Origin of the sequence: Nocardia sp. N2S4-5, from assembly GCF_044628355.1 — a bacterium.
GTDB lineage: Bacteria > Actinomycetota > Actinomycetes > Mycobacteriales > Mycobacteriaceae > Nocardia > Nocardia wallacei_B.
The window spans coordinates 4,405,748-4,429,652 of the sequence record NZ_JBIUPM010000001.1 but is presented as its reverse complement, the minus strand read 5'-3'; the positions used below and the strand labels follow the sequence as shown (position 1 = coordinate 4,429,652).

The 23,905-nt window shown below is 69.2% G+C and carries 26 protein-coding genes and 1 riboswitch; of the genes, 12 read left to right on the top strand and 14 right to left on the bottom strand.

Translation table 11 applies throughout. The features are described 5' to 3' along the window. Positions 1-82 precede the first annotated feature (82 nt). The 4 genes from ACFMRZ_RS20235 (at position 83) to ACFMRZ_RS20220 (ending at position 5,033) form a co-directional block, all read left to right on the top strand. Complete coding sequence (locus ACFMRZ_RS20235; RefSeq protein WP_187686333.1) at positions 83-448, top strand: Lsr2 family protein; 366 nt, start codon at positions 83-85, stop codon at positions 446-448. A gap of 223 nt (positions 449-671) precedes the next feature. Next, the gene (locus ACFMRZ_RS20230; RefSeq protein WP_280271488.1) at positions 672-1,295 is read left to right on the top strand and encodes an FHA domain-containing protein; all 624 of its coding nucleotides are present in this window, start codon (positions 672-674) and stop codon (positions 1,293-1,295) included. A gap of 254 nt (positions 1,296-1,549) precedes the next feature. After that, entirely contained in the window at positions 1,550-4,093 is a 2,544-nt protein-coding gene (locus ACFMRZ_RS20225) for an ATP-dependent Clp protease ATP-binding subunit (protein WP_280271489.1), read from the top strand. A gap of 157 nt (positions 4,094-4,250) precedes the next feature. Continuing rightward, positions 4,251-5,033 carry a phytanoyl-CoA dioxygenase family protein gene (locus tag ACFMRZ_RS20220; RefSeq protein ID WP_400180344.1) on the top strand — a complete coding sequence of 261 codons (783 nt, stop codon included), beginning with the start codon at positions 4,251-4,253 and terminating at the stop codon, positions 5,031-5,033. A gap of 7 nt (positions 5,034-5,040) precedes the next feature. Here ACFMRZ_RS20220 and ACFMRZ_RS20215 read toward each other — a convergent pair whose 3' ends face one another. The 5 genes from ACFMRZ_RS20215 to ACFMRZ_RS20195 all read right to left on the bottom strand — a co-directional run bounded on the left by ACFMRZ_RS20215 (position 5,041) and on the right by ACFMRZ_RS20195 (position 8,784). Continuing rightward, positions 5,041-5,835: an LLM class flavin-dependent oxidoreductase gene (locus ACFMRZ_RS20215; RefSeq protein ID WP_400180343.1), complete on the bottom strand. Its 795-nt coding sequence runs from the start codon at positions 5,833-5,835 to the stop codon at positions 5,041-5,043. A gap of 94 nt (positions 5,836-5,929) precedes the next feature. Continuing rightward, positions 5,930-6,193 carry a hypothetical protein gene (locus tag ACFMRZ_RS20210; RefSeq protein ID WP_400180342.1) on the bottom strand — a complete coding sequence of 88 codons (264 nt, stop codon included), beginning with the start codon at positions 6,191-6,193 and terminating at the stop codon, positions 5,930-5,932. 90 nt (positions 6,194-6,283) lie between these two features. Next, positions 6,284-6,745: a YfbM family protein gene (locus tag ACFMRZ_RS20205; protein WP_400180341.1), complete on the bottom strand. Its 462-nt coding sequence runs from the start codon at positions 6,743-6,745 to the stop codon at positions 6,284-6,286. Between the two features lie 94 nt (positions 6,746-6,839). Continuing rightward, positions 6,840-7,502, bottom strand: a complete 663-nt coding sequence (locus ACFMRZ_RS20200) for a response regulator transcription factor (protein ID WP_280370678.1) — start codon at positions 7,500-7,502, stop codon at positions 6,840-6,842. A gap of 43 nt (positions 7,503-7,545) precedes the next feature. Beyond that, entirely contained in the window at positions 7,546-8,784 is a 1,239-nt protein-coding gene (locus ACFMRZ_RS20195) for a sensor histidine kinase (protein ID WP_400180340.1), read from the bottom strand. A 127-nt stretch (positions 8,785-8,911) separates the two neighbouring features. Here ACFMRZ_RS20195 and ACFMRZ_RS20190 point away from each other — a divergent pair, with 127 nt between their 5' ends. Both ACFMRZ_RS20190 and ACFMRZ_RS20185 read left to right on the top strand, forming a co-directional pair. Continuing rightward, positions 8,912-9,901, top strand: a complete 990-nt coding sequence (locus tag ACFMRZ_RS20190; RefSeq protein ID WP_400180339.1) for an ABC transporter ATP-binding protein — start codon at positions 8,912-8,914, stop codon at positions 9,899-9,901. Further along, entirely contained in the window at positions 9,898-10,746 is an 849-nt protein-coding gene (locus tag ACFMRZ_RS20185) for an ABC transporter permease subunit (RefSeq protein ID WP_400180338.1), read from the top strand. Before ACFMRZ_RS20190 ends, ACFMRZ_RS20185 begins: the two co-directional genes overlap by 4 nt. Before the next feature lie 64 nt (positions 10,747-10,810). Here the strand turns inward: ACFMRZ_RS20185 and ACFMRZ_RS20180 are convergent, their stop codons facing one another. Then, positions 10,811-11,425, bottom strand: coding sequence for a TetR/AcrR family transcriptional regulator (locus ACFMRZ_RS20180; RefSeq protein ID WP_400180337.1), 615 nt, complete (start codon positions 11,423-11,425; stop codon positions 10,811-10,813). Between the two features lie 122 nt (positions 11,426-11,547). Between ACFMRZ_RS20180 and ACFMRZ_RS20175 the strand changes: the two genes are divergently transcribed. Then, a complete protein-coding gene (locus tag ACFMRZ_RS20175; RefSeq protein ID WP_400180336.1) occupies positions 11,548-11,868 on the top strand; it encodes a DMT family transporter in 321 nt (106 codons plus the stop codon). 89 nt (positions 11,869-11,957) lie between these two features. Then, entirely contained in the window at positions 11,958-12,401 is a 444-nt protein-coding gene (locus tag ACFMRZ_RS20170; RefSeq protein WP_400180335.1) for an OsmC family peroxiredoxin, read from the top strand. Positions 12,402-12,436: 35 nt separating this feature from the next. Here ACFMRZ_RS20170 and ACFMRZ_RS20165 read toward each other — a convergent pair whose 3' ends face one another. Further along, positions 12,437-13,174 (bottom strand): CbtA family protein, encoded by a 738-nt coding sequence (locus tag ACFMRZ_RS20165; protein WP_400180334.1) that lies wholly within the window; start codon positions 13,172-13,174, stop codon positions 12,437-12,439. Further along, positions 13,165-13,359, bottom strand: a complete 195-nt coding sequence (locus ACFMRZ_RS20160) for a CbtB domain-containing protein (RefSeq protein WP_280370689.1) — start codon at positions 13,357-13,359, stop codon at positions 13,165-13,167. Before ACFMRZ_RS20160 ends, ACFMRZ_RS20165 begins: the two co-directional genes overlap by 10 nt. A gap of 36 nt (positions 13,360-13,395) precedes the next feature. Continuing rightward, positions 13,396-13,538, bottom strand: a riboswitch (cobalamin riboswitch). On the opposite strand from ACFMRZ_RS20160, the gene ACFMRZ_RS20155 reads away from it, so the two are divergent. Then, positions 13,532-16,243: a discoidin domain-containing protein gene (locus ACFMRZ_RS20155; protein WP_400180333.1), complete on the top strand. Its 2,712-nt coding sequence runs from the start codon at positions 13,532-13,534 to the stop codon at positions 16,241-16,243. Its footprint overlaps the riboswitch before it by 7 nt. A 7-nt stretch (positions 16,244-16,250) precedes the next feature. Here ACFMRZ_RS20155 and ACFMRZ_RS20150 read toward each other — a convergent pair whose 3' ends face one another. Continuing rightward, entirely contained in the window at positions 16,251-16,562 is a 312-nt protein-coding gene (locus ACFMRZ_RS20150; RefSeq protein ID WP_280270934.1) for an antibiotic biosynthesis monooxygenase, read from the bottom strand. A gap of 58 nt (positions 16,563-16,620) precedes the next feature. On the opposite strand from ACFMRZ_RS20150, the gene ACFMRZ_RS20145 reads away from it, so the two are divergent. The 3 genes from ACFMRZ_RS20145 to ACFMRZ_RS20135 all read left to right on the top strand — a co-directional run bounded on the left by ACFMRZ_RS20145 (position 16,621) and on the right by ACFMRZ_RS20135 (position 19,594). Beyond that, positions 16,621-17,388: an alpha/beta fold hydrolase gene (locus ACFMRZ_RS20145; RefSeq protein WP_400180332.1), complete on the top strand. Its 768-nt coding sequence runs from the start codon at positions 16,621-16,623 to the stop codon at positions 17,386-17,388. Positions 17,389-17,462: 74 nt separating this feature from the next. After that, positions 17,463-18,632 carry an acyl-CoA dehydrogenase family protein gene (locus tag ACFMRZ_RS20140; RefSeq protein ID WP_280366322.1) on the top strand — a complete coding sequence of 390 codons (1,170 nt, stop codon included), beginning with the start codon at positions 17,463-17,465 and terminating at the stop codon, positions 18,630-18,632. Between the two features lie 152 nt (positions 18,633-18,784). Continuing rightward, entirely contained in the window at positions 18,785-19,594 is an 810-nt protein-coding gene (locus ACFMRZ_RS20135; protein WP_400180331.1) for an enoyl-CoA hydratase/isomerase family protein, read from the top strand. Positions 19,595-19,630: 36 nt separating this feature from the next. Here the strand turns inward: ACFMRZ_RS20135 and ACFMRZ_RS20130 are convergent, their stop codons facing one another. The 5 genes from ACFMRZ_RS20130 to ispD all read right to left on the bottom strand — a co-directional run bounded on the left by ACFMRZ_RS20130 (position 19,631) and on the right by ispD (position 23,904). After that, positions 19,631-19,927 carry a DUF4190 domain-containing protein gene (locus ACFMRZ_RS20130; protein WP_280270953.1) on the bottom strand — a complete coding sequence of 99 codons (297 nt, stop codon included), beginning with the start codon at positions 19,925-19,927 and terminating at the stop codon, positions 19,631-19,633. An 84-nt stretch (positions 19,928-20,011) separates the two neighbouring features. Continuing rightward, a complete protein-coding gene (gene rlmB, locus ACFMRZ_RS20125; protein WP_280270938.1) occupies positions 20,012-20,980 on the bottom strand; it encodes a 23S rRNA (guanosine(2251)-2'-O)-methyltransferase RlmB in 969 nt (322 codons plus the stop codon). Positions 20,981-20,996: 16 nt separating this feature from the next. After that, positions 20,997-22,394 carry a cysteine--tRNA ligase gene (gene cysS, locus ACFMRZ_RS20120; protein ID WP_280270939.1) on the bottom strand — a complete coding sequence of 466 codons (1,398 nt, stop codon included), beginning with the start codon at positions 22,392-22,394 and terminating at the stop codon, positions 20,997-20,999. Between the two features lie 102 nt (positions 22,395-22,496). Next, positions 22,497-22,985 carry a 2-C-methyl-D-erythritol 2,4-cyclodiphosphate synthase gene (ispF, locus tag ACFMRZ_RS20115; protein ID WP_280366374.1) on the bottom strand — a complete coding sequence of 163 codons (489 nt, stop codon included), beginning with the start codon at positions 22,983-22,985 and terminating at the stop codon, positions 22,497-22,499. A gap of 157 nt (positions 22,986-23,142) precedes the next feature. Further along, entirely contained in the window at positions 23,143-23,904 is a 762-nt protein-coding gene (gene ispD, locus ACFMRZ_RS20110; RefSeq protein ID WP_400180330.1) for a 2-C-methyl-D-erythritol 4-phosphate cytidylyltransferase, read from the bottom strand. Position 23,905 lies beyond the last annotated feature (1 nt).

Sequence of the window (23,905 nt, the reverse complement as noted above, 5' to 3'; positions counted from 1 at the left end):
GAAATCTCGGAATTCGAGGTATTCTCAACTCGGGCATCGGCCTACTATGCGGGTCGCACGATTTCGAGAGGACGTTCATCTCATGGCAAAGAAGGTCACCGTTAGCCTGATCGACGATGTCGACGGTGAGTCCATCGCGGACGAGACCGTCGAGTTCGCGATCGACGGTGTGTCGTACGAGATCGACTTGTCCGCGGCAAATGCGGCAAAGCTGCGCGACGGGCTGGAGCAGTGGGTCACCAACGCACGCCGGGTGAGCGGACGGCGGCGGAGCAAGCCGGCGGGTGCGACGGCGGGTGCGACCAAGAGCAGGGTGTCGATGGACCGCGAGCAGAGCGCGGCAATTCGGGAATGGGCGCGGCGCAAGGGCCACAAGGTCTCGGCGCGCGGGCGTATCTCGGCCGACATTACCGAGGCATACAACAAGGAAGTCGGCCGTACCAACTAGCCGACCCTCGGACTCGGCTACTCTTGTTGTTTTCACCGCTGCCGTCCGGAGGAATCGTGCGCCGTCCGGACGGCAGCGGTATTTTCATATCGTTTCCGCATAACCGATGGGCGGCGTTTGTCCTTCGATGCGCGCCGCATGATCTTGCTCGGGTGCGGGCGGCGCGGCACCATGGAAACGTGCGAACGACGCCGGCCGAGTGGAGAGTTGAGGGATCGGCGCAGTGACCGCATTTCACGAATCGTTCCTGCGATTCATCGACGAGACGGGCCGGCAGCAGGAGTTGGCGCTTTCTCCCGATCTCCAGCGCGTCACCATCGGCCGTTCGCAGCAGGCCGACCTGACCCTGTCCTGGGACGCCGAGGTGTCCCGGCTGCACGCGTCGGTGGAGTATCTGGGCGCCCACTGGACGATCGTGGACGACGGACTCTCCCGCAACGGCACGTTCGTCAACGGGGAGCGACTCGTCGGTCGCAGGCGGTTGTCGCCCGGTGATCGGATCCGGGTCGGCACCTCGCTGCTGTCGTTCCACGACTTCACCGGCGTCGCCGACGACGCCACTCGCACCTCCACCGGGTCGCTGCCCTCGCTGCGGTCGCTCACCGACACCCAGCGGTCGGTGCTGATCGCGCTGTGCCGCCCCTACAAGAACAACGCCGGCTTCGCGACGCCCGCGCCGAATCAGCAGATCGCCGACGAGCTGTTCCTGAGCGTGGACGCGATCAAGACCCACATGCGCACGTTGTTCTCGAAGTTCGGGGTCGAGGATCTGCCGCAGAATCAGAAGCGCGTGCGGCTGGCGATGCTGGCCATGCAGAGCGGCGTCATTTCCGAACGCGACCTCTGAGCAGGTCGCAGGGTGCTCGCCGCTGTTCGCTCTGGGCGTACGTCCTGCAGAAACGTTCCTGGCAATGGTCGCGTTATGACTGAATGAGGCGCGCTGTCGCCGGTTCGCAATAGGGTGGACGGACGACGGCCGTGACCCCCGCCAACTAGAGTGGGAGGCGGGGGAGTGCAACCCCAGGGCTTCATGGCAGGCTGGCGATCGGTCGACTGAAGCGCCGGACAGCCGTAGTAAGCGGAGCAGGAAGTGAGGGAGCGATGTTCGAGAGGTTCACCGACCGCGCGCGGCGGGTCGTTGTCCTGGCCCAGGAAGAGGCCAGGATGCTCAACCACAACTACATCGGCACCGAGCACATCCTGCTGGGCCTGATCCACGAGGGTGAGGGTGTCGCGGCGAAGTCTCTGGAATCCCTGGGCATTTCGCTGGAGGGTGTGCGCAGCCAGGTCGAGGAGATCATCGGGCAGGGCCAGCAGGCGCCGTCCGGTCACATCCCCTTCACGCCCCGCGCCAAGAAGGTGCTGGAGCTGAGCCTGCGCGAGGCGCTGCAACTCGGCCACAACTACATCGGCACCGAGCACATCCTGCTCGGCCTGATCCGCGAGGGCGAGGGCGTCGCCGCCCAGGTCCTGGTGAAGCTGGGCGCCGATCTGAACCGGGTGCGGCAGCAGGTCATCCAGCTGCTGTCCGGATACCAGGGCAAGGAGCCGGTGGAATCCGGCGCCCGCGGCGAGACCGGCACCCCCTCCACCTCCCTGGTGCTCGACCAGTTCGGCCGCAACCTGACGCAGGCCGCGCTGGAGGGCAAGCTGGACCCGGTCATCGGCCGCTCGAAGGAGATCGAGCGCGTCATGCAGGTGCTCAGCCGCCGCACCAAGAACAACCCGGTGCTGATCGGCGAGCCCGGTGTCGGTAAGACCGCCGTGGTCGAGGGCCTGGCGCAGGCCATCGTCAACGGCGAGGTCCCCGAGACGCTGAAGGACAAGCAGCTGTACACCCTTGACCTGGGTTCTCTGGTCGCGGGCAGCCGCTACCGCGGTGATTTCGAGGAGCGCCTGAAGAAGGTGCTCAAGGAGATCAACACCCGCGGCGACATCATCCTGTTCATCGACGAGCTGCACACGCTGGTCGGTGCGGGCGCCGCCGAGGGCGCGATCGACGCGGCCTCCATCCTCAAGCCGAAGCTGGCCCGCGGTGAGCTGCAGACCATCGGCGCCACCACCCTCGACGAGTACCGCAAGTACATCGAGAAGGACGCCGCGCTGGAGCGCCGCTTCCAGCCGGTGCAGGTGGGCGAGCCGACGGTCGAGCACACCATCAACATCCTCAAGGGCCTGCGCGACCGGTACGAGGCGCACCACCGGGTGTCCATCACCGACGGTGCCCTGGTCGCGGCCGCCACGCTGGCCGACCGCTACATCAACGACCGGTTCCTGCCGGACAAGGCGATCGACCTGATCGACGAGGCCGGTGCGCGCATGCGCATCCGTCGCATGACCGCTCCGCCGGACCTGCGCGAGTTCGACGACAAGATCGCCGACGCCCGCCGGGAGAAGGAAAGCGCGATCGACGCGCAGGACTTCGAGAAGGCCGCTCGTCTCCGTGACAAGGAGAAGCAGCTCGTCGCCAAGCGCGCCGAGCGCGAGAAGCAGTGGCGTTCCGGCGATCTGGATGTCGTGGCCGAGGTCGACGACGAGCAGATCGCGGAGGTGCTGGCCAACTGGACCGGTATCCCGGTGTTCAAGCTCACCGAGGAGGAGACCACCCGTCTGCTCCGCATGGAGGACGAGCTGCACAAGCGGATCATCGGCCAGGAGGACGCGGTCAAGGCCGTGTCGAAGGCCATCCGCCGCACGCGTGCGGGTCTGAAGGACCCGAAGCGTCCGTCCGGTTCGTTCATCTTCGCCGGGCCGTCCGGTGTCGGTAAGACCGAGCTGTCCAAGGCGCTGGCGAACTTCCTGTTCGGCGACGACGACGCGCTCATCCAGATCGACATGGGCGAGTTCCACGACCGCTTCACCGCCTCGCGGCTGTTCGGCGCCCCTCCGGGCTACGTCGGCTACGAGGAGGGCGGCCAGCTCACCGAGAAGGTGCGCCGCAAGCCGTTCTCGGTCGTGCTGTTCGACGAGATCGAGAAGGCCCACCAGGAGATCTACAACACCCTGTTGCAGGTCTTGGAGGACGGCCGCCTCACCGACGGTCAGGGCCGCACGGTCGACTTCAAGAACACCGTGCTGATCTTCACCTCCAACTTGGGGACATCCGATATTTCCAAGGCCGTCGGCCTGGGCTTCACCCAGTCCAACAGCGAGGGCTCGAACTACGAGCGGATGAAGCTCAAGGTCAACGACGAGCTGAAGAAGCACTTCCGGCCCGAGTTCCTCAACCGCATCGACGACGTGATCGTCTTCCACCAGCTCACCACCGAGCAGATCGTGGAGATGGTGGATCTGATGATCAACCGCGTCGGCGTGCAGCTGAAGAACAAGGACATGGAGATGGAGCTGACCGACCGGGCCAAGAGCCTGCTCGCCAAGCGCGGCTTCGATCCGGTGCTCGGTGCGCGCCCGCTGCGTCGCACCATCCAGCGCGAGATCGAGGACCAGCTGTCGGAGAAGATCCTGTTCGGCGAGATCGGTGCCGGTCAGATCGTCTCGGTCGATGTCGAGGGCTGGGACGGCGAAGGCGCCGGCGAGGATGCCAAGTTCACCTTCACCGGGCGGGCCAAGCCGGCCAAGCCCGTGGAGGAGGACGAGCAGCCGGTCGAGGTGCTGGCCGGCGAGGCCTCCGCTTCCGGAGAGTAATAGGTCCGTTCGAGAGCCCCGCTGCACCAGGTTCGCCTGGGGCAGCGGGGCTTTCGCATGTCAGCATCCGTCCAGCGGCGCATCGCCGGAAATTCGGTGGCGTGGCCGAGCCTGCTCGAGGCATCGTTTCCGAGGCCAACCGACGCGGAAGGAACGCATGCTCACCGAGGCGCAGATCGACAGTTTCATCGCGGACGGCTTCGTGCGGGTCGAACAGGCGTTTCCGCGGGAGGTCGCGGACGCGGGCCGGGAAATTCTCTGGCGGGAGACCGGCTGCGATCCGGACGACCCGTCGACCTGGACGCAGCCGGTGATCCGGCTCGGCGACCACGCCGAGGAACCGTTCCGGCAGGCCGCGACGGCACCGGCGCTGCGTGAGGCGTTCGACCAGCTGGTCGGGGCCGAACGTTGGCGGCCCCGAATCAGCGTGGGCACCTTCCCGATTCGATTCCCCAGCGAGTACCCGCCCGCCGACGACGGCTGGCACGTCGATGCCAGCTTCGCCGGGGATCCACCACCGGCCAACCCGCTGCAGTGGCGCGTCAACCTGTGGTCGAAGGGCCGGGCGCTGCTGATGCTGTTCCTGTTCTCCGATGTCGGGCCGGACGACGCCCCGACCCGTCTCCGCGTCGGTTCGCACCTGCGCCTGCCGCGGGCACTACAGCCGCTGGGCGAAGACGGCGCAGAGGTGATCGAACTCGTCGACGTCTTCTCCTCGACCGACGACCTGCCGCAGGCGACGGCCACCGGCAACGCCGGTGACGTCTACCTGTGCCACCCGTTTCTCGTGCACGCCGCCCAGCCCAACCGCGTCGGCCGTCCGAAGTTCATGGCCCAGCCGCCGCTGGTGCTTCGTGAACCCTGCGTGCTGGACCGGGCCGACGCGGCGTATTCGCCCGTAGAACAAGCGATTCTGCGCGGGTTGCGAGTCTCGGCCTGAGCTCGGCTCAGCGCAGGCGCTCCAGCACCGGGGCGAAGGCTCGGGCCAGGTCGCCCGGCACGATCAGTTCATCGATGCCGTACTTCTCGCGGCGATGGTCCAGGATCTCCGCGGCCTCGCCGGGGTCGGCGGGGAGCAGTCCGACCGCTCCCGCGGCACGCAGCTCGGCCGCGTCGGGGACCTTCCAGGCGCCCGGCCAGCGGGGCATCTCGTCGCCGATGCCGACCAGCTGGCTGGTAAAGGCGATCGGGCGGTCGGTATGGTCGCGTACTCGCGCCACCGTGTCGGCGAGATCCGCCTCGGTGGCGTGCGGTAGCAGGGCGACCAGGACTCGGTCGGCGATCTCGGCCGCGGCGGCCAGCATCTTCGGTCCCGAGGCGGCGATCACCACCGCGGGCGCCGGGGTGACCTCGGCCCGTATCGCCGTCACCGTGGCGACCAGATGTGCGCGCCGCTGCGCGGCTGAGCCCCAGGACAGGCCGAGTCGTTCGGTCTCCGGCCGGGCGTCCGGGCGGCCGATGCCGATGCCCAGCTCGAACCGGCCGTCGGAGAGTAGTTGCAGCGCGGCGGTTTCCCGCACGGTGCCGGCCACGGGGCGCAACGGGGCCGCGAGCACATTCGGACGCAGGCGCAGCGTATCGGTGACCGCGGCGGCCGCCGCGAGGGCGGGGAACGGCGACGGGGTATTCAGGGTGTCGGGCAGCAACAGGGTGTGGTAACCCTGCTCCTCCGCGGTCCGCGCGGTCCGGACCCAGTCGGCCCCGGACCGGGGGACCTGCATGGTGGCGAACTTCATGGTCATGTGAACCTCCGTATGTCGGAAAGCCTTCGGTGGCAGCGGTTGTGACCCCGGCGGCCGGGCGGGCCGCCGGGATCGGACGGGTAGCGGTGGATGGTCACCGCCGCGCGCGCCGGGTGCGGCGCAGGACCTCCAGCCGGGTCAGGTACTGGTCCTCGTCGATCTCGCCGCGCGCGAACGCCGAGCGCAGCGTGCCGATGCCGCGGTCGCGCCACCGGGCCCGCCGGGACACGAACACGACCGCGATCACGGTGAGCCAGAACAGCACCGGGAAGATCCAGAAGAACGGCCAGGGGTGTGGGCCGCCGTCGTAGTGGTCGGCGAGAAAGGACATGGTCTCGGGAGAGGTGTAGATGTTCATGCCTCCCAGCCTCTTCCGATCGCCGGCCGCGGGCATCGGCGCGCGGACGGTAACCGGCGTACGTATCGGTACGTATCCGCGCGCCCGGCGCTAACCGAACGACATGAGCGCTCCGGATCCGTCGGTGGCGGCGAAGTCGAAGAACCGCACCAGGTGCTCGTAGTTCACGCGCAGGTAGTGCAGGGCCTCGTCGCCCCTCTGCCAGATGTTCGGGTAGACGTTCTGTGCCGTCATCTGTCCGGGATCGAAATGGCGGGCCAATCGGTCGAACGGGGTGCCCCGCAGCACCTTCGCGGTCTGCCGGACCAGTTCGGCGTCCCAGAGGCTGAGCGTGCCGTCGGAGTCGACGGATCGGCCGCCCAGGAACAGGTCTATGTCCAGTTCCGCGGTCTCGAACAGGTACCGTAAGCCGTCCCAGGCCTTGTCGAGATAGCCGTCCGGCTCGCCTCCGCGGTCCGGCTCCCACGGGAATTCCCGCATGCTCTCCGGGTCGGACTCGATCCGGGCCAACTCCGCGGGAGTTACCCGGGAAAACGACATCACCATGCCCATGACAGATCCCCCCAAATCGCTGTAGCAGCAGATGTTCCGAGTAAGACGGTAGACCGGGGGACCGACAAGATTCGCCGCCGAGCGGACCGGTCGCCTACTGCCAGCCCGGACGGACGAGGCCCGACTCGTAGGCCATCACGACCAGCTGCGTGCGGTCCCTGGCGTTGAGCTTCAACAGGATTCGGCTCACATGGGTGCGGGCGGTGGCCGGGCTCATGAACAGCCGCGCGGCGATCTCGGCATTGGTGAGGCCCTCGGCGACCAGGGTCATCACCTCGCGTTCGCGCTCGGTGAGTTCGGACAGCTCGGCCGTCGGGGCGGGTTTCGCGCGGGAGGCGAATTCGGCGACCAGCCGCCGGGTGACGCCGGGGGACAGCAGCGCGTCGCCGTCCGCCACCACCCGCACCGCCTTCACCAGGTCGGCGGGTTCGGTGTGCTTGACGAGGAAACCCGTTGCGCCGGAACGCATCGCCTCGAACACGTACTCGTCGAGCTCGAAGGTGGTGAGCACGACCACCTTCACCGCGGCCAGCGCGGGATCGCCCGCGATCTCACGAGTGGCGGCCAGCCCGTCGAGCACCGGCATCCGGATATCCATCAGCACCACATCGGGCCGCAACTCGCGGGTCATCCGAACGGCCTGCTGCCCGTTGTCCGCCTCCCCGGCCACCTCGATCCCGTCCTGCGCGTCCAGCAAGGCGACGAACCCGCCGCGCACCAGCGCCTGATCGTCGGCCACCAGCACTCGAATGCTCACCGTGCCTCCCGGCTCGAGGTGGATTGGTTCCTGCCGTCTGAAGTCATGTGTCGTCCCGGGGGTCGGTGTCGAGGCGGGGGATGGGGAGACGAGCGCGGACCAGGAAGCCGCCGTCGGGCTTCGGGGCCGCGGTCAGTTCACCGCCCAGAACATGGGCGCGTTCGATCATGCCAGGAATACCGTTGCCGCCGTTGGTCTCCGGGTCGGATCCCGGCGGCGCGGCGGCTGTGGACACTTGTGGACAACTCGACGGTGGCGAGTTCTCGACGGACAGCGCCAACATCTCCGGCGAGAAATCCACGGCGACAACGGCTTGCGCGGACGGCGCGTGGCGCAGCACATTGGTCAGCGACTCCTGCACGATGCGGGCGGCGGCGCCGTCGAGCACGGCGGGCAACCGCTGCGGCGTGCCGCGCACCTCGGTGCGGACGGTCAGCCCGGCGGCCCGGGCGGGGCCGAGCAGCGCGTCCAGATCGGTCACGCCGACGGCCGGACTGAACGGCGCCGCAACGGTTTGCGCGCCGGCGCGGATGGACCGCAGCAGGGTGTGCACCTCGCCGAGCGCATCGCGGCTGGCCTGTTTGATCGCGGTGAGCGCGGTCGCCGCCTGCTCGGGCTTGCGGTCCAGCAACTCCAGCGCGACCGAGGACTGCACATTGATCAGCGACAGGCTGTGCGCCAGCACGTCGTGCAGTTCGCGGGCGATGGCCAGTCGTTCCTCGGTCGCGCGCTGCTCCCGGCGGGCCAGTTCGCGGGCGCGTTCGGCCTGCTCGTTGGCGCGCGCGGCCTCGGCTCGCTGACGCCGCGCCACCAGCACCGCCCGCCGCTGCCGCAGACCCTCCGCCACCGCGATCAGCACGCTGAGCCACGCCAGCAGGCCGATCGCCTGCCAGCTGTTGGCCGAATGCCCGCGCAGCACGGGCACCGGCCACACCATCAGCAGATAGCCCACCGGCACGAACGGGTAGGTGCGCCAGCGCGAGCCCCGGCTCGCCGCGGTGAGGAAGGCGATCACCAGGGACAGGAAGATCGGCCCGTACCCGTAGCCGACGAGCAGATACGTGGCCGTCACGGCCAGCACGCCGAGGAACACCGGCGCCGGGTGGATGCGGCGACCGATCAGCAGCAACGGCCCCGCCGACAGTAGGAGGACACCGAGCGCGTCGAGGCCGCGGTTCCCGCTCTGGTGCAGGTTGGCGAGGTTGCCCCCGACCAACTGCACCACGGCGACGACCAGCGCCACCACCACGTCCCGGCCGTTCGGCCGCGTCCTCGACTGCACACTCGCACGGTAGCCCCGCCCGCGGCCGAACGGGAGCCGCGCGCCGCGAATTACGTCTGGATACGTATGCCGGGTCGCGCTGCGCGGCGGATGTGTCGACCCAGGTCGCAGGCGGATTCTCGAAGGCATGAACGATTCGGTACACAACAGCGAGGGGCATGCCGCACCCGATCCGGCCGCGGCGGTGGTGGCCACCGAGGCGCTGACCAAGCGCTATGGCTCGCACACCGCCGTAGACGCCGTGCGCATGACGGTCAACGCCGGTGAGATCTACGGCTTCCTCGGCCCCAACGGCGCGGGCAAGACGACCACATTGCGGATGCTGGTCGGCTTGATCCGGCCGACCTCCGGCACCGCGACCGTACTCGGCCGCCGGCCGGGGGACCCGGAGTCGCTGCGGCGCACCGGCGTTCTCATCGAGGGGCCGGGCTTCTACCCGTACCTCTCCGGCCGGGACAACCTGCGGGTGCTCGCCCGCTACCGCGGGACCGCGAACGGAGACGGCTCCGGTCGCACCCGGAGCACCCGCACCCTGCACGACGACGTGGAGCAGGTCTTGGCCCGGGTCGGCCTCACCGACCGGGCGGACGACAAGTTCCGCGCCTATTCCCTGGGGATGAAGCAGCGACTCGGTGTGGCCGCGGCCCTGCTGGGCCACCCGGACCTGCTCATTCTCGACGAACCCACCAACGGGCTCGACCCGGCCGGAATGGCCGAGATGCGCGAGCTCATCACCGGACTCGCCGCCGACGGGCACACCGTCGTGCTGTCGTCTCACCTGCTCAGCGAGGTGCAGGAGATTTGCGATCGCGTCGGCGTCATCTCGCGGGGCCGCCTGCTCACGGAGGCCACCGTGAGCGAACTGCGCGGTGCGGCAACGCTTTTCCTGCGAGCCGAGCCGGTGGAGCTGGCCTTCCCGGCCGTCCGCCGGGTGGTGGGCGATCGATCCGCGTTGCTGACCGCCGCCGGCATCAGAGTGGCTGCCGGTACGGCAACGGCGCCGGTGGTGGCGCGCGCGGTGATCGAGGCGGGTGCGGACCTGCTGGAACTGCGCTCCGACGAAAAGTCGTTGGAGGAAGTCTTTTTCGAGATGACGAAACTGGAGACAGCGCAATGAACGACCTGTTGGCCTGCACCAGAGCCGAATTCGCCCGGCTGCGCAAGTGGCCCGCGTTCTGGATCGTCCTGGGCACGTGGATTCTGCTGAATCTCGTGTTCGCCTACCTGTTCAACTATCTGGCCTACACCTCCGGCGACAGCACCCGGATGTCCAACGGTCAGCCCCGCGAGGTGCTGTTGCAGCTGATGCTCCCGGCCGCGGTGCCGGAGGTGTTCACCCAGGGCATGGCGATGTTCGGCGGTGCGCTGATGCTGGTGCTGGGCGCGCTGGTGGTCGGCAGCGGCTACGGCTGGGGCAGCTGGAAAACCGTTCTCACCCAAGGTCCTTCGCGGCTCAGCGTGGTCGGCGGAACGGTGGTGGCGCTGGTCGTCGTGGTGATCGGCCTGGTACTGGCCGCCTTCGTCATCGACACGGGCGTCGCGGCGGTGATCGGAAGCTTGCAGCACGGATCGCTGGCGTTGCCTTCGGTGGGCCGTGCCGTGGCCGGAATTGCCACGGGCACAGCAATTCTGGGCATGTGGACCCTGGCGGGAGCCGTGATCGGCGCCGCTGCCCGAGGGCCCGCACTGGCCGTCGGACTCGGCGTGGTCTGGGTCCTGGTCGTGGAGAATCTGCTCCGCGGCGTCGGCGCGATCTTCTCCCCGATCCGCGCGCTCACCGACCACCTCCCCGGCACGGCCGCGGGATCCCTGGCCGGAGCCATGCGCACGGTCCAGGGCGCCGCCACCCCCGGCGTCCTCGACACCCTCACCCGCCCCACCTCATTCCTGGTCCTCGCCGCCTACATCACAGCCTTCACAGCCACCATGGCCTACCTCATCCACCGCCGCGACATGTCCTGACCCCAACCCCCGTAGCCGCCGGTGCACCCCACCGGCGGCTACGGGTTTTCCGCCTCGCGCCCGATCACGTCGAGTCTGTTGAATGCTCGCCGGTGAGCAGTACTCCGTGCGCGAGACGACGGAGGGCGGCGGTGATCTGCCGCGGGCTCAGACCTCGGTCGCGTTGGTGCCGGTAGACCTCCGCGGCCAACGGGGCAAGGAGGATGTCGACCAGTGTGTCCGGTTGTGGCACACCGGCTTCGACGAGGAGGGACCGGACGTGCGCGTACCAGAATTCGTACGCGCCGGTGGTGAAGCGGGCGCCGCCTGTCTCCCCGCCGAGCACGAGGGCCGAATGGGTCTCCAGCAGCTCCACCATCGCGGCGTAGAAGGCGGCCAGGCGGTCGGCGGGTGGTGCGCCCGGCCCCAATGGTGGTGCGCCGCGCAGTAATCGGCGTTGCAGCTCGCGTTCGTGCTCGTCCAGCAGTGCCAAGGCGACGGCGGCGACGTTCGGGTAGCGCCGATAGAGGGTGCCACGGCCTACGCCGGCGGCCTTCGCGATGTCGTCCATTGTCACCGTGCGCGGATCCCGAGCGGTGAACAGGTCGGCCGCCGCGGCGTGGATCCTGGCCCGATTGCGAGCGGCATCGGCCCGCTCACCGAGGGGCGCCGGGGCTTGCGGATCCGGTCGGGTGGGCATGGGCGCCACTCTAGGTTGCCGGGAATAAGTGGACAACATGTCCAGTTGGTCGAGTCGTACGAACGAAATGGACATGGTGTCCACTTTTTCGGAGGCGGGGGGCCTCGGTGAGGAGTACCGATATGAACTGGTTGGTTCTGGGTCTGGCAGGCCTGATCGAGATCGCCTGGTCGCAGAGCATCAAGCCGACGCAGGGCTTCACGAAGCCGCTACCGACGCTGCTGTGCTTCCTGCTCGCGGCGGCCGCGGTCTATCTGCTGTCGGTGGCGATGCAGTCGCTACCGGTCGGGACCGCGTACGCGGTGTTCACGGGGATCGGTGCGGTCGGCGCCATCGGGCTGGGGATCGCTGTGCAGAAAGATCCACTGAGCGTCGGCCGGGCGCTGGCGCTGGCCTTGATCATCGGCGGCATCGTGTTGGCGAGGCTCACGAATCCGGAGTAGATGTCGCGCGACCCCGGAAGGGGTACGGCGAGCGGGGTGAGGCGGGTAGGTTCGGCGGGACGGCACTCCACTCACGTGAAAGGACAGTGATGCCAACACGTACCGCGCGTACCGCTTGGACCGGAGGTTTGCAGGATGGCTCCGGACAGGTCGAGCTGGCGAGTTCCGGCGTCGGCAAGTTCGACGTGTCGTTCCCGAAGCGGACGGCCGACGCCGCCGACGGCACCACCAGCCCGGAGGAGCTGATCGCGGCCGCGCACTCGTCGTGCTACGCCATGGCGCTGTCGGGTCAGATCGGCAATGCCGGTGGGACCGTGCAGAGTCTGGACGTCAACGCCGATGTCACGCTGGGGCCGGATCCGGCGGGCGGGTTCCACATCAGCGGCATCAAGCTGACCGTGCGCGGCAAGGTCAGCGGGCTCGACGCCGCCGGCTTCCAGGCCGCGGCCGAGGGCGCCAAGGTCGGTTGCCCGATCAGCAAGGCGCTCGCCGGTGTCGGCACCATCGAGCTGGACGCCGCGTTGGAGTCCTGAGTTCGGCGGGGCGGTGCCGCTGCGGCACCGCCCCCTCAGGCGGCGACCGGCTGCTTGCGGCCCGCGAATTCGGTCAAAGTCGCGAAGGCCAGGCCCAGGGCCACCCACAGGGTGGCCGTGACCGCCAGCGACGACACTCGGAACTGCCACAGCAGGGTGGCGGGGAAGTCGTCCTTCACCTCGTTCACGCCCGGCAGCGCGACGTAGCCGATCGCCGTCACGACCGAGAAGGCCGCCACGGCCGCGACGACCCGGAGCGTGCTCAGCTGATTCGACAGCAGTCGATGCGCGAAGACCGCGGCGCCCACCGCAGCCAGCCCGAGCAGCACCGCCGCCACCCACAGCAGCGTGCGATCGTTGATGGTGTCGGGCTCGCCCACCGCGGGCGGGTTGGCGGGGTACTTGAAGAACGGCACCGCGCTGATCGCGAGCCAGCCGCACAATGCCAGCGCCACAGCCAGTTTCGGCCCGGACAGGCCGGTGTGCCGGCGAGCCGCATTGGCGACGGCCGCGAAGATCGCGCCCAGCGCCAGCCCACTCAATCCGAGCGCGAGGAACTCGCCGAACTTCTGTCCGCCCCGGCTGACCAGCGGCTCCTCGGCGTCGCCGTGCGAATGCCCGGCGTCCGAATGCCCCGCCTCCTCGATCGCGATGGCCGACTCGACCTTCGGCTCGCCGATCACGAATCCGACAGTGCCCGCCAGCAGTCCGGCGATCAGTCCGGCCAGCAGGCCGCGCAGCAGCAGAGTCTTGAGGGAACCCGTCAGTGGCACGGGACGCCCAGTAGGTGCCGCCCGTCGTGCATCAGCTCGTGCAGATACATCCCGCTCCGGGAGATCGCGCCCTGATCGAAGCCGACCAGGTACAGCGTGAGCAGTGCCATCAGGACGACGCCTACCGTCACGAGCACGGCGGCGAGGGAATCGGTTGCGCGGCTGGGAGTGTGCGCAATGGCCATGGTGGTCCTCCTTCGGGGATGTTCGCGTCCCCGCGAGCGGGTCGAGTTCGACGGTGCCGGTGTCTGGCTGCCCGGCGGATGCCGGTTCACAGTGGCGCGACCGCCCCGGAATCACACCGGGTTACCGCGTCACCGTCGCTCTTGTCTCATGAACTGTGACACCCTTTGTGACGTGCCGTCAACTGCGCGACCGGCAACGGGCCACCGCCGCCGACTGTGGATCGGCGTCGCCGCGGTGTTCGTCGCCGTGCTGGTGGTGGCCGCGATCGTGGTCGTGGTCCGGTCGGGGCCCGAGACGCCGCGGGCTTTTCCCTGTCCCGGTGACAGCGTGTCGGCGGCGGCGGACTGGGCGCCGTCGTCGCGGTCGTTCACCGCCGGTTACGAGGGCCATCCCTTCGTCGGCAACGGGTATCTCGGTCTGCGGGTGCCGCCGGCGGGCACCGGCTATGTGGAAACCGGCGAGATCACCGGATATCCGATGTACACGCCGCGTTACGACGGCGCCTTCGCGGCCGGGCTCTACGCTCGCGACCCCGCGGTCGCCGCGGGCCTGGAAGTCGCTGCGGCGCTGCCGAACTGGTCGACACTGCGGGTCGGCGTCGGCGACGAGACCTTCTCGCCCGCGACACCGCCGGCGCAGGTATCGAATTTCCGGCAGACCCAATATCTGCGCTGCGGGCTGGTACGCACCGAACTGACCTGGACGACGCCGGACGGCCGCGCCACCGAGCTGGTGTACGACGTGCTCACCGACCGCACCGATCAGCACGCGGCGGCCGTGCACCTGACCTTGACACCGCACTGGAGCGGCCACGCGGTGATCACCGACCTCATCGACTACGCGGGCGCTCGCCGTCTCGACCGGACCGCCACGACGGCGCGGCCACCGCTGGTGAATACCGAATTCCGCACCAGGACAACGAATGTGGCGGGTGCGGTGGCATCGGTGCTCGACGTCGGTGCGGCGTCGGCGCAGCCGCGGGATTCCGGTCAGCAGGCGACGGTGCCGATGACGTCCGGGCAGCGGTACGAGATCACCAAGTTCGTCGGTGTCGACACCGCGCTCACCGCCGCGGACCCGGCCGGGTCCGCGAGCGCGGCGGCGCAGCGTGGCGCGACGCGGGGCTGGGCGGAAGTGCTTGCGGCGCAATCGAAAGCGTGGCGGCAGCTGTGGGAGTCCGATATCGAGGTGCCCGATCGGCCGGACGTGCAACTGTGGGCGCGGGGCGCGCTCTACGCACTCTATTCGGGCACGAATTCCCGGCAGGACAACAGCATTTCACCCACCGGACTGAGCAGCGACAACTACGGCGGCCTGATCTTCTGGGATGCCGACATCTGGATGTACCCGGGTCTGCTGCAGTTGCGCCCCGAACTGGCGCGCTCGGTCGTCGAGTATCGATACAAGACCCTGCCCGCCGCTCGCGAGAATGCGCGCCGCCTCGGCTATCCCGGCGCCTTCTATCCGTGGACCAGTGCGAGCACCGGCGATCTGTGGAACGAATGTCACAGCTGGTCGCCACCGCACTGCGTCACCCAGATTCATCTCCAAGGCGACGTCGCGCTGGCCGCATGGCAGTATTACCTGGCCACGAAGGACCTCGACTACCTGCGCGAACGCATCTGGCCGATCATGTCGAGCCTCGCCGAATTCTGGGCCGGGCGGGTGTCCGCGAACCCCGACGGCAGCTATTCGATTCGCACTGTGGCAGGGCCGGACGAATACAGCAACGGTGTCGACGACGGCGTGTACACCAACGGCGTGGCCGCGGTGACGCTGCGGAACGCGGCCACCGCGGCGGCCCTCGTCGGCGCGCCCGCGCCCCCGGAATGGACGGCCGTCGCCGACCGCCTGCGCATGCCCTTCGACCCGCGCGAAGGCATTTTCGTGCAGTACGACGGCTATCGCGGGGCACGGCTCAAACAGGCCGACACGGTGTTGCTGCAATATCCGCTGGAATGGCCGATGCCGCCGGAGGTGGCCGCCCGGACCCTCGACTACTACGCCGAGCGCACCGACCCGGACGGGCCCGCCATGACCGACTCGGTGCATCAGATCGACGCCGCCGCGAACGGCGAACCGGGCTGCGCGGTCGGCACCTACCTGGACCGCTCGGCGCGACCGTTCGCCCGCGCGCCGTTCGGGCAGTTCGCCGAGGCGCGCGGCGAGAAGGCCGGAGCCGCCGACCCGCTGGCGGGCTCGCCCGCCTTCGACTTCACCACTCTCGCAGGCGGTTTCGTGCAGGAGTTCACCAACGGACTGGTGGGGCTGCGCCTGCGGGAGGATCGGGTGCGGCTCGCTCCGTTGCTGCCGCCGCAACTCTCCGACGGTGTGGTGGTGCGCGGACTGCACTGGCAGGGAAGGGTTTTCGACGTCTCGGTGGGTCCGGAGCACAGCACCGTCACAGTGACATCGGGGCCGTCCCTGCCGGTGGAGACGGAAAGCGGTGTGCGGCAAGTCGATCCGGGCAAGTCCCTGCAACTCCGCACGCGCCGACCGGACCGGTCGCCCACGGTGGATGCCGCCGACTGCAAGACCGTCCTCGCGTCCAGCGAGCAGCCCGGCGCCTACGCGGAGGCAGCGGTGGACGGCAATTCGGCCACCAGCTGGCTCCCCGCCACCGCCGCCGCCGACCTGACCGTGGATCTCGGGCAGGTCGACGCGGTAGCGAAGGTGGCGACCGAATGGAGCGGCCCGCCACCGGCCTCGTACGACATCGCCGTCTCCCGCGACAATCGGACGTGGGTCACGGTGCCGCGGGCAGCCGACGGCGCGCTGACGACACCGTCATACGCGCGCTACGTGCGTGTCCATATCGATGGCGCCGATACGGGCGCGGAGGCCGGAATCCGGGAGTTGAACGTCGTCACCCAGCCGGAGTGACCGCCGCCTAGGACTTCGCCGGAACGTCGATCACGACCTCGAACTCCAGCAGCGACGCCCCGGTCGACACCGGCTTGCGGGACGGGTCGCCGGCGTGCGCCTCCTTGGCCGGGCCGTCCCGCCACGCCGCGAACGACTCCTCGGAATCCCATTGCGTGACAACGAAATACCGGTTGTCCCCGGCCACCGGCCGCAGCAACTGGAAGCCCAGGAAGCCGGGCGAGTTGTCGACGGCGTGCGCGCGGTGCGCGAACCGCTTCTCCAGTTCGGGTCCCGCGCCCTCGGGCACCTCGATCGCATTGATCTTCACAACAGCCATGCGCACCAGGCTAGCGCCGTGGGCGAAACCGGGTCGGCGCGGACGTATTGTCGAGCCGATGCTGTACGACGAGGGTGGCACGGGAGTGCCGATTCTGCTGCTGCACGGACTGATGGGCAGCGCCCGCACTTGGCGCGGCCACGTGGGCTGGCTGCGGGAGTTCGGCCATGTCTACACCTTCGACGCCGCGGGTCACGGTCGTCCCGCACCGGCCGAACTCACCACCGAGGCCTTCGTCGCCGATCTGGCGGCGGCCACCGCGGTGATCACCGAACCCATGGTGGTGATCGGGCATTCGATGGGCGGGCTGCACGGCTGGGTGTTCGCGGCCGCGTATCCGGAGCGGGTGCGGGGCCTGGTGGTGGAGGACATCGCACCGGATTTCCGCGGTCGTACGGCTCGCGACTGGGCGGCCATGATCGAGGCCTGGCCGCAGCCGTTCCCCGACGACGCCGCCGTGCTGGACTACTTCGGCCCGGTCGCGGGCCGCTATTTCCTGAACTCGTTCGAGCGCGGACCGGACGGCTACCGGCTGCACGGCAGGGTCGCCACCTTCCGCGACATCTCCGAGGAGTGGGGCGGCCGCGACTTCTGGGGCCGGTGGCGGGCGGTGCGGGCGCCCGCGCTGCTGCTCGAGGGCGAGCACACGATCACCCCGCCCGGCCAGATGCGCGAGATGGCCGAGGTCCACCCGAACGCCCGGCACGTGCTGATCCGCGACGCCGGCCACCTCGTTCACGACGACCAGCCGGAGCGCTACCGAGCCGAGGTCGAGCGGTTCCTGCGCACCGTCCAGGGCCTTGACAACCTGCGAAAACAGGTCTGACGTCAACCGCCTTCAGTCTGGCCGGAGTTGCGTCGTATGCTCGTCGCAGCCCCCGAACGAAGGTGACCACCACGATGATCGACTTCTCGATACCCGCCGACCTGGCCGCCGAGCGCGACCGGACGCGCCAGTTCGTCATCGACAAGATCGTTCCCTACGAGCGTGATCCGCGGCTGACCGCGCACGGCCCGAACGACGATCTCCGGCAGGAACTGGTCGAGCTGGCGCGGGCCGAGAAGCTGCTGACCGTGCAGGCGCCGGTCGAAATGGGCGGTCGCGGGCTGTCGCACATCGAGCAGGCCGTCATCTACGAGGCCGCCGGGTGGTCCACGCTCGGCCCGGTCGCGATGAACTGCGCCGCGCCCGACGAGGGCAACATGTTCCTGCTGTCCAGGATCGCGAACGCCGAGCAGACCGACCGCTACCTCATGCCGGTCGTCAACGGCCATCAGCGTTCGGTGTTCGCGATGACCGAGCCGGGCGGCGCCGGATCCGACCCCAACCAGCTGTCCACCACCGCCACCTTCGACGGCGAGAACTTCACCGTCAACGGCCGTAAATGGCTGATCACCGGGGCGGACGGGGCCAAGACCTGGATCATCATGGCGCGGCTGGAGGCCAACGGGCACCTGCCCGAGGGACCCACGCTGTTCCTCGCCGAGGGCGGTACCCCGGGCATCGTCATCGAACGCACCATGAACACCATGGACCGCAACTACGTCGGCGGGCACGGCGTGGTGCGCTTCGAGAACCTCGTGCTGCCCAAGGAATCCGTGCTCGGCGAGACCGGCCAGGCACTGCGGTACGCGCAGCTCCGTCTCGCCCCCGCCCGGCTCACCCACTGCATGCGCTGGCTCGGCGCCGCCGAACGCGCGCAGCATATCGCCGTGGAGCACGCCAAGACCCGCACCGCCTTCGGACGACCCATCGGCGAACACGAGGGCGTGTCGTTCATGTTGGCGGACAACGAGATCGCGCTACACCAGTGCCGCCTGACCATCTGGCACGCGTGCTGGCTGATGGATCAGGGGCACAAGGCCCGGCACGAGAGTTCGATCGCCAAGTCGTACGTATCCGAGGAGCTGTTCAAGGTCGCCGACCGCTGTGTGCAGGTGCTCGGCGGGATCGGGATCAGTGACGAGACCGTGGTCGAGATGATCTTCCGGGACATGCGGGCGTTCCGTTTGTACGACGGGCCCACCGAGGTGCACAAGTGGGCGATCGGGCGCCAGGTATTGCGGTAATCGGCCTCCGCGCCGAAACCTTGGGGAGGGTTGCACCGGAGCGGGGGGTTGTGGTCTGGTGGTCTGCGGCAATTCACCCGTTACCGGTGTGCTGGGGTTCCGTGGGTTTACGCGGGCGCGGTGCGGCGGGAACAGAACTAGGATCTTCTCGCATGAGTTCGGAACTGCACGTCGATGTCTCGTCCGGGATCGCCGTGCTCACGCTCAATCGTCCCGCCCAGCAGAACGCCTTTACTCCGACCATGGCCGCCGAACTCGGTGCGGCGCTGCGGCGCTGTGACACCGAGGACGCCATCCGCGCGGTGATCATCACCGGTACCCCGCCCGCCTTCTGTGCGGGGGCCGATCTGTCCCACCGGGTCGGCGACGTCACCGGGACCATCGACCCGCCGCCCTGGCGGGTCCGCAAACCGGTGATCGCGGCCGTGAACGGGCATGCGGTGGGGATCGGGCTGGAACTCGCGCTGCAATGCGATCTGCGCTATATGGCCCGCGACGCGGTGTACGGGCTCAACCAGGTGCGCCGCGCCGTCGTCGCCGACGGTTACGCGCACTGGACGCTGCCGCGGCTGGTCGGCATGGCCAACGCCGCGGACATCATGCTCACCGGCCGCACCTTCGACGGCGACGAGGCGAAGGCGATGGGGCTGGCCAACATCTCCCTGTCCGCGGGGGAGGTGCTGCCGACCGCTCTCGCCGTCGCGCACGACATCGTCAGCGGTTCCGCTCCGCTGCCGGTGGCGCTGTCCAAACGGCTGCTGTGGGAGAGCCTCGGGATGAGCGCCGAGGCCGTCGGCAAGCTCGAGACGGACCTCAATACCTATGTGGCGCAGAGCGTCGACGCGGGGGAGGGCATGGCGGCGCTGCACGATCGGCGGCAGCCGAAATGGTCCGGGAGCGTCAGTACCGAATGGCCCGCGTGGGGAGTACCGATCGAACCGGGGCGTGCCGGGCTCGACTGACAGGCGGATTCGGTACCGGCCGAAGCCTTTTCGTGGTCAGGCGTTGCCGCCGATGAGGACCAGGAAGAACAGGATTCCCATCAGGGCCATCAGGACCGTGCCGACCACGCCGAGAACGTAGCCGACCAGGACCTGGGTCCGCCCGCCGAAGCCGCCCTCGGACGCCTCGATCTGATCGAGCGCCCGCTTGCCCATCACCCAGGCCACCGGACCCAGTGCGCCGCAACAGAAAACGCTCAGCGCACCGAGCAGCAACACCGTCGTCGCTTGCGGATGCTCCACCGCTTGCGTCGGGGGCTGCTGCTCGTGCCAGTAGTACGGGGGCTCGTTCATGGCCACCGGACAAGTCTAGGTGGCCGCGGGCGATGAGGTGGGGCCGACGCGCTGGATTGGTGGCCGTGGCGGTTGCCGGAGGGGTCAGGAGCGGCGTTGGCGGGCAATGTCGGCCAGGACCACTCCGGCCGCCACCGAGGCGTTCAGGGACTCGACAGGACCTGCCATGGGGATGCTCAGGATGTTGTCGCAGGTTTCCCGGACCAGGCGGGAGAGGCCCTTGCCCTCCGAGCCGACCACGACGATTGTCGGTGTGCTGCCGTCGAATTCGTCGAGGGGAGTGTCCCCTTCGGCGTCCAGGCCGACCACCTGCAGGCCCGCCTTGGCGTAATCCTTCAGGGTCCGAGTGAGATTCGTGGCGCGGGCGACCGGCAACCGAGCCGCGGCGCCGGCGCTGGTGCGCCATGCCACCGCGGTGACGCTGGCGCTGCGGCGCTGCGGGATCACCACGCCGTGGCCGCCGAAGGCCGCGACCGAGCGGATCACGGCGCCCAGGTTCCGTGGGTCGGAGATGTTGTCCAGCGCCACCAGCAGGGCGGGTTCCGGTGCGGTGCGGGCGGATTCGAGCAGATCCTCCGGGTGCGCGTAACGGTACGGCGGTACCTGCAGCGCCAGACCCTGGTGCAAGCCGTTGCTGCTCAGGCGGTCCAGATCGGTGCGCGGCACCTCCAGGATGGAAATCCCGGAGTCGGCGGCATGTTTCACCGCCTCGGTGAGCCGCTCGTCGTTCTCGGTGCCGACCGCCACGTACAGCGCGGTCGCGGGCACGCCCGCCCGCAGGCACTCGACCACGGGGTTGCGGCCCAGCACCAACTCCGGGCCGTCGTCGCCCTTGCGGGTGCTCGGCCGCCCGGTGGGACGGTTCTTGGCCTGCGCGGCCTTGGCCGCTGCCGCCGCGCGCTTGGCCGCGGGGTGGTACTTGCGCATGTGGGCGGGCGGCGTCGCGCCCTTGCCCTCCAGCCCGCGGCGGCGCTGACCGCCGGAGCCGACGGTCTGGCCCTTCTTGCTGCCGCCCTTGCGGATTGCCCCTCGCCGTTGCGAATTGCCCGCCATCACTCAGCCTTCCGTGTCATGGTCGCGTCTCACCGGTCAGTGACCACTCGGGGCCCTCCGGTGTGTCGGTGACCTCGACGCCGGCCGAATTGAGCCGGTCGCGTACCGCGTCGGCGGTCGCCCAGTCCTTGTCCGCGCGGGCCTGCTGACGCCGGTCCAGTTCCGCGCGCACCAGCACGTCGAGGGCGTCCAGGGCGGTCGAGGAGTCCGTCGGCGCCGCCCAGTGCGGATCCAGCGGATCCACCCCGAGAATGCCGAGCATGGCCCGCACCTGACCGGCCAGCTCCCGAGCGGTGTCGACGGCGCCGGACTCCAGGGCCTTGTTGCCCTCGTGCACGACGCGGTGAATCTCCGCCAGCGCCTTGGGGATTCCGAGATTGTCGTCCAGCGCCTCGGCGAACGCGTCGGTCCATTTGCCCACCGGGATCTCGCCCGCGCGCTCCACCGTGCGCTGCACGAACGCCTCGAGCCGCTGGTAGGTCTGGGCGGCGTCGCGCAGTGCCTGGTCGGAGTATTCCAGCATCGAGCTGTAGTGCGCGCTGCCCAGGTAGAACCGGAGTTCCACGGCCCGAACCTGTTTGAGCACATTCGGCACCGACAGCGTGTTGCCCAGCGACTTCGACATCTTCTCGCCGCCGAGCGTCACCCAGCCGTTGTGCAGCCAGTACCGGGCGAAACCGTCACCCGCGGCCCGGGATTGGGCGATCTCGTTCTCGTGATGCGGGAAGACCAGATCCATACCGCCGCAATGGATGTCGAACTCCGCGCCGAGATAGAACTCCGCCATCGCCGAGCATTCCAGGTGCCAGCCGGGCCGCCCGGGGCCCCACGGGGACGGCCAGGTGGGTTCGCCGGGCTTGGCGGCCTTCCACAGCGTGAAGTCTCGCGGGTCGCGCTTGCCCTCGCCGGCGCTCTCGCCCTGGTGCACGTCGTCGAGGCGGTGGCCGGACAGCTTGCCGTAGTCGGGGTAGCTGCGGACGTCGAAGTAGACGTTGCCGCTCGAGGCGTAGGCGTGACCGCGGTCGATCAGCCGCTGCATCAACTCGATCATCTGCGTGATGTGACCCGTGGCGCGCGGCTCCGCCGACGGCGGCAGCACTCCGAGCGCCTCGTAGGCGCGATCGAAGGCGCGCTCGTGCGTGGCAGCCCACTCCCACCACGGGCGGCCCGCGGCGGCGGCCTTGGTCAGGATCTTGTCCTCGATATCGGTGACGTTGCGGATGAACGCCACGTCGTATCCACCGGCGGTCAGCCAGCGGCGCAGCACGTCGAATGCGACGCCGCTGCGAACGTGTCCGATGTGGGGTGCGCCCTGCACCGTGGCGCCACATAGGTACACCGAGGCACGACCGGGGACCAGAGGCGTGAAATCACGCAGGGTCCGCGTCTCGGTGTCGAACAGGCGCAGAGTCACGACCAGCCATCCTAGCTATGGGCAAAGAGCGAGATTACGGGCGGTTTATAGCAGGGTACGGGCGCACGGATCGAGTGCACACGCGCGGGTAGGGGCCCCGGCTCAGTCCGAGCCCGGACAGTCCCCGCTACAGCGTCGCAGCAGGGCGGTTGCCACCGCCGCCACGCCCTCGCCCCGGCCGGTGAGACCCAGGCCGTCGGTGGTGGTGCCCGATACCGAGACCGGCGCACCCAGCAGTTCGCCGAGCACCTGCTGTGCCTCGGCCCGGCGCGGCCCGATCTTGGGCCGGTTGCCTATCACTTGCACAGCGGCATTGACGATCGCGTAGCCGGACTCGCCGAGCAGTCGCCGCACTTCCTTCAGCATGGCCGCTCCGGACACGCCCGCCCATTCCGGCCGTCCGGTGCCGAAGACGGCCCCCACGTCGCCGAGGCCCGCGGCCGACAGCAGCGCGTCACACAGCGCGTGCGCCGCCACATCGCCATCGGAGTGCCCGGCGCAGCCACTGTCCCCCTCGAACAGCAGACCGGCCATCCAGCACGGGCGCCCGGATTCGATGGGATGCACATCGGACCCGATGCCCACGCGAATGTCGAGGTCGGCGGCTTCCACGCTCATCCCCGCACCACCTCACGCGGCCGGCGGATGGTCTCCGTGTTCATGCCTGCCCCGACCTCACGCGGCCGACTGGCGACGTCCGTGTTCATGCCTGCCCCGACCTCACGCGGCCGACTGGCGACGTCCGTGTTCATGCCTGCACCGCCCTGTGGGGCTCGTTCTCGTCGAGCAGCGTGCGGGCCAGCCGCAGGTCCAGGGGAGTGGTGATCTTGAAAGCCATGGGGTCGCCCGGGATTACGCGCACGCTCGCGCCGAGCCGCTCGACCAGACCGGCATCGTCGGTGACCGGTATGTCGAGGGCATAGGCCTCGCGCAGCAGCGGGGCGTCGAAACCCTGCGGTGTCTGGATGGCGCGGAGCCGGGCGCGATCCGGCGTGCCGGTCACGTCGCCTTGCGCATCGACCGACTTGACGGTGTCGGTGACCGCGACCCCGGGCACCACCGCGCGTCGCCCGGCGCGCAACTCGGCCACCACCCGGGCGATCAGGCCCGGCGGGGTCAGCGCGCGAGCGGCGTCGTGAACCAGGTAGGCGGTGGCCTCCGGCGCGGCGGCGATACCGGCGCGCACGGAATCGGTGCGCTCGGTGCCGCCGGCGACCACGCTCACCGGGACGGAGCCGGGCGCGCCGAGGTGCGAACCCCGGCCGCTCGGTACTGCCGCCCGGGCACTGGTGGCGAGCAGAACCTCCGCCTCGCCGATCAACTCGGCGGGCACCATGATCACGATGCGGTCCACGACCCCGGACGCGATCAAACCGTCTATTGCGAGTGTGAGCATGGGTCTGCCGCCGACCGGGACGAACGCCTTGGGCATTGATTCACCCAAGCGCACGCCCAGACCGGCGGCAGGCACCAGCGCCACAACACGACTTTCGTCGTGCGAACTTCTCACG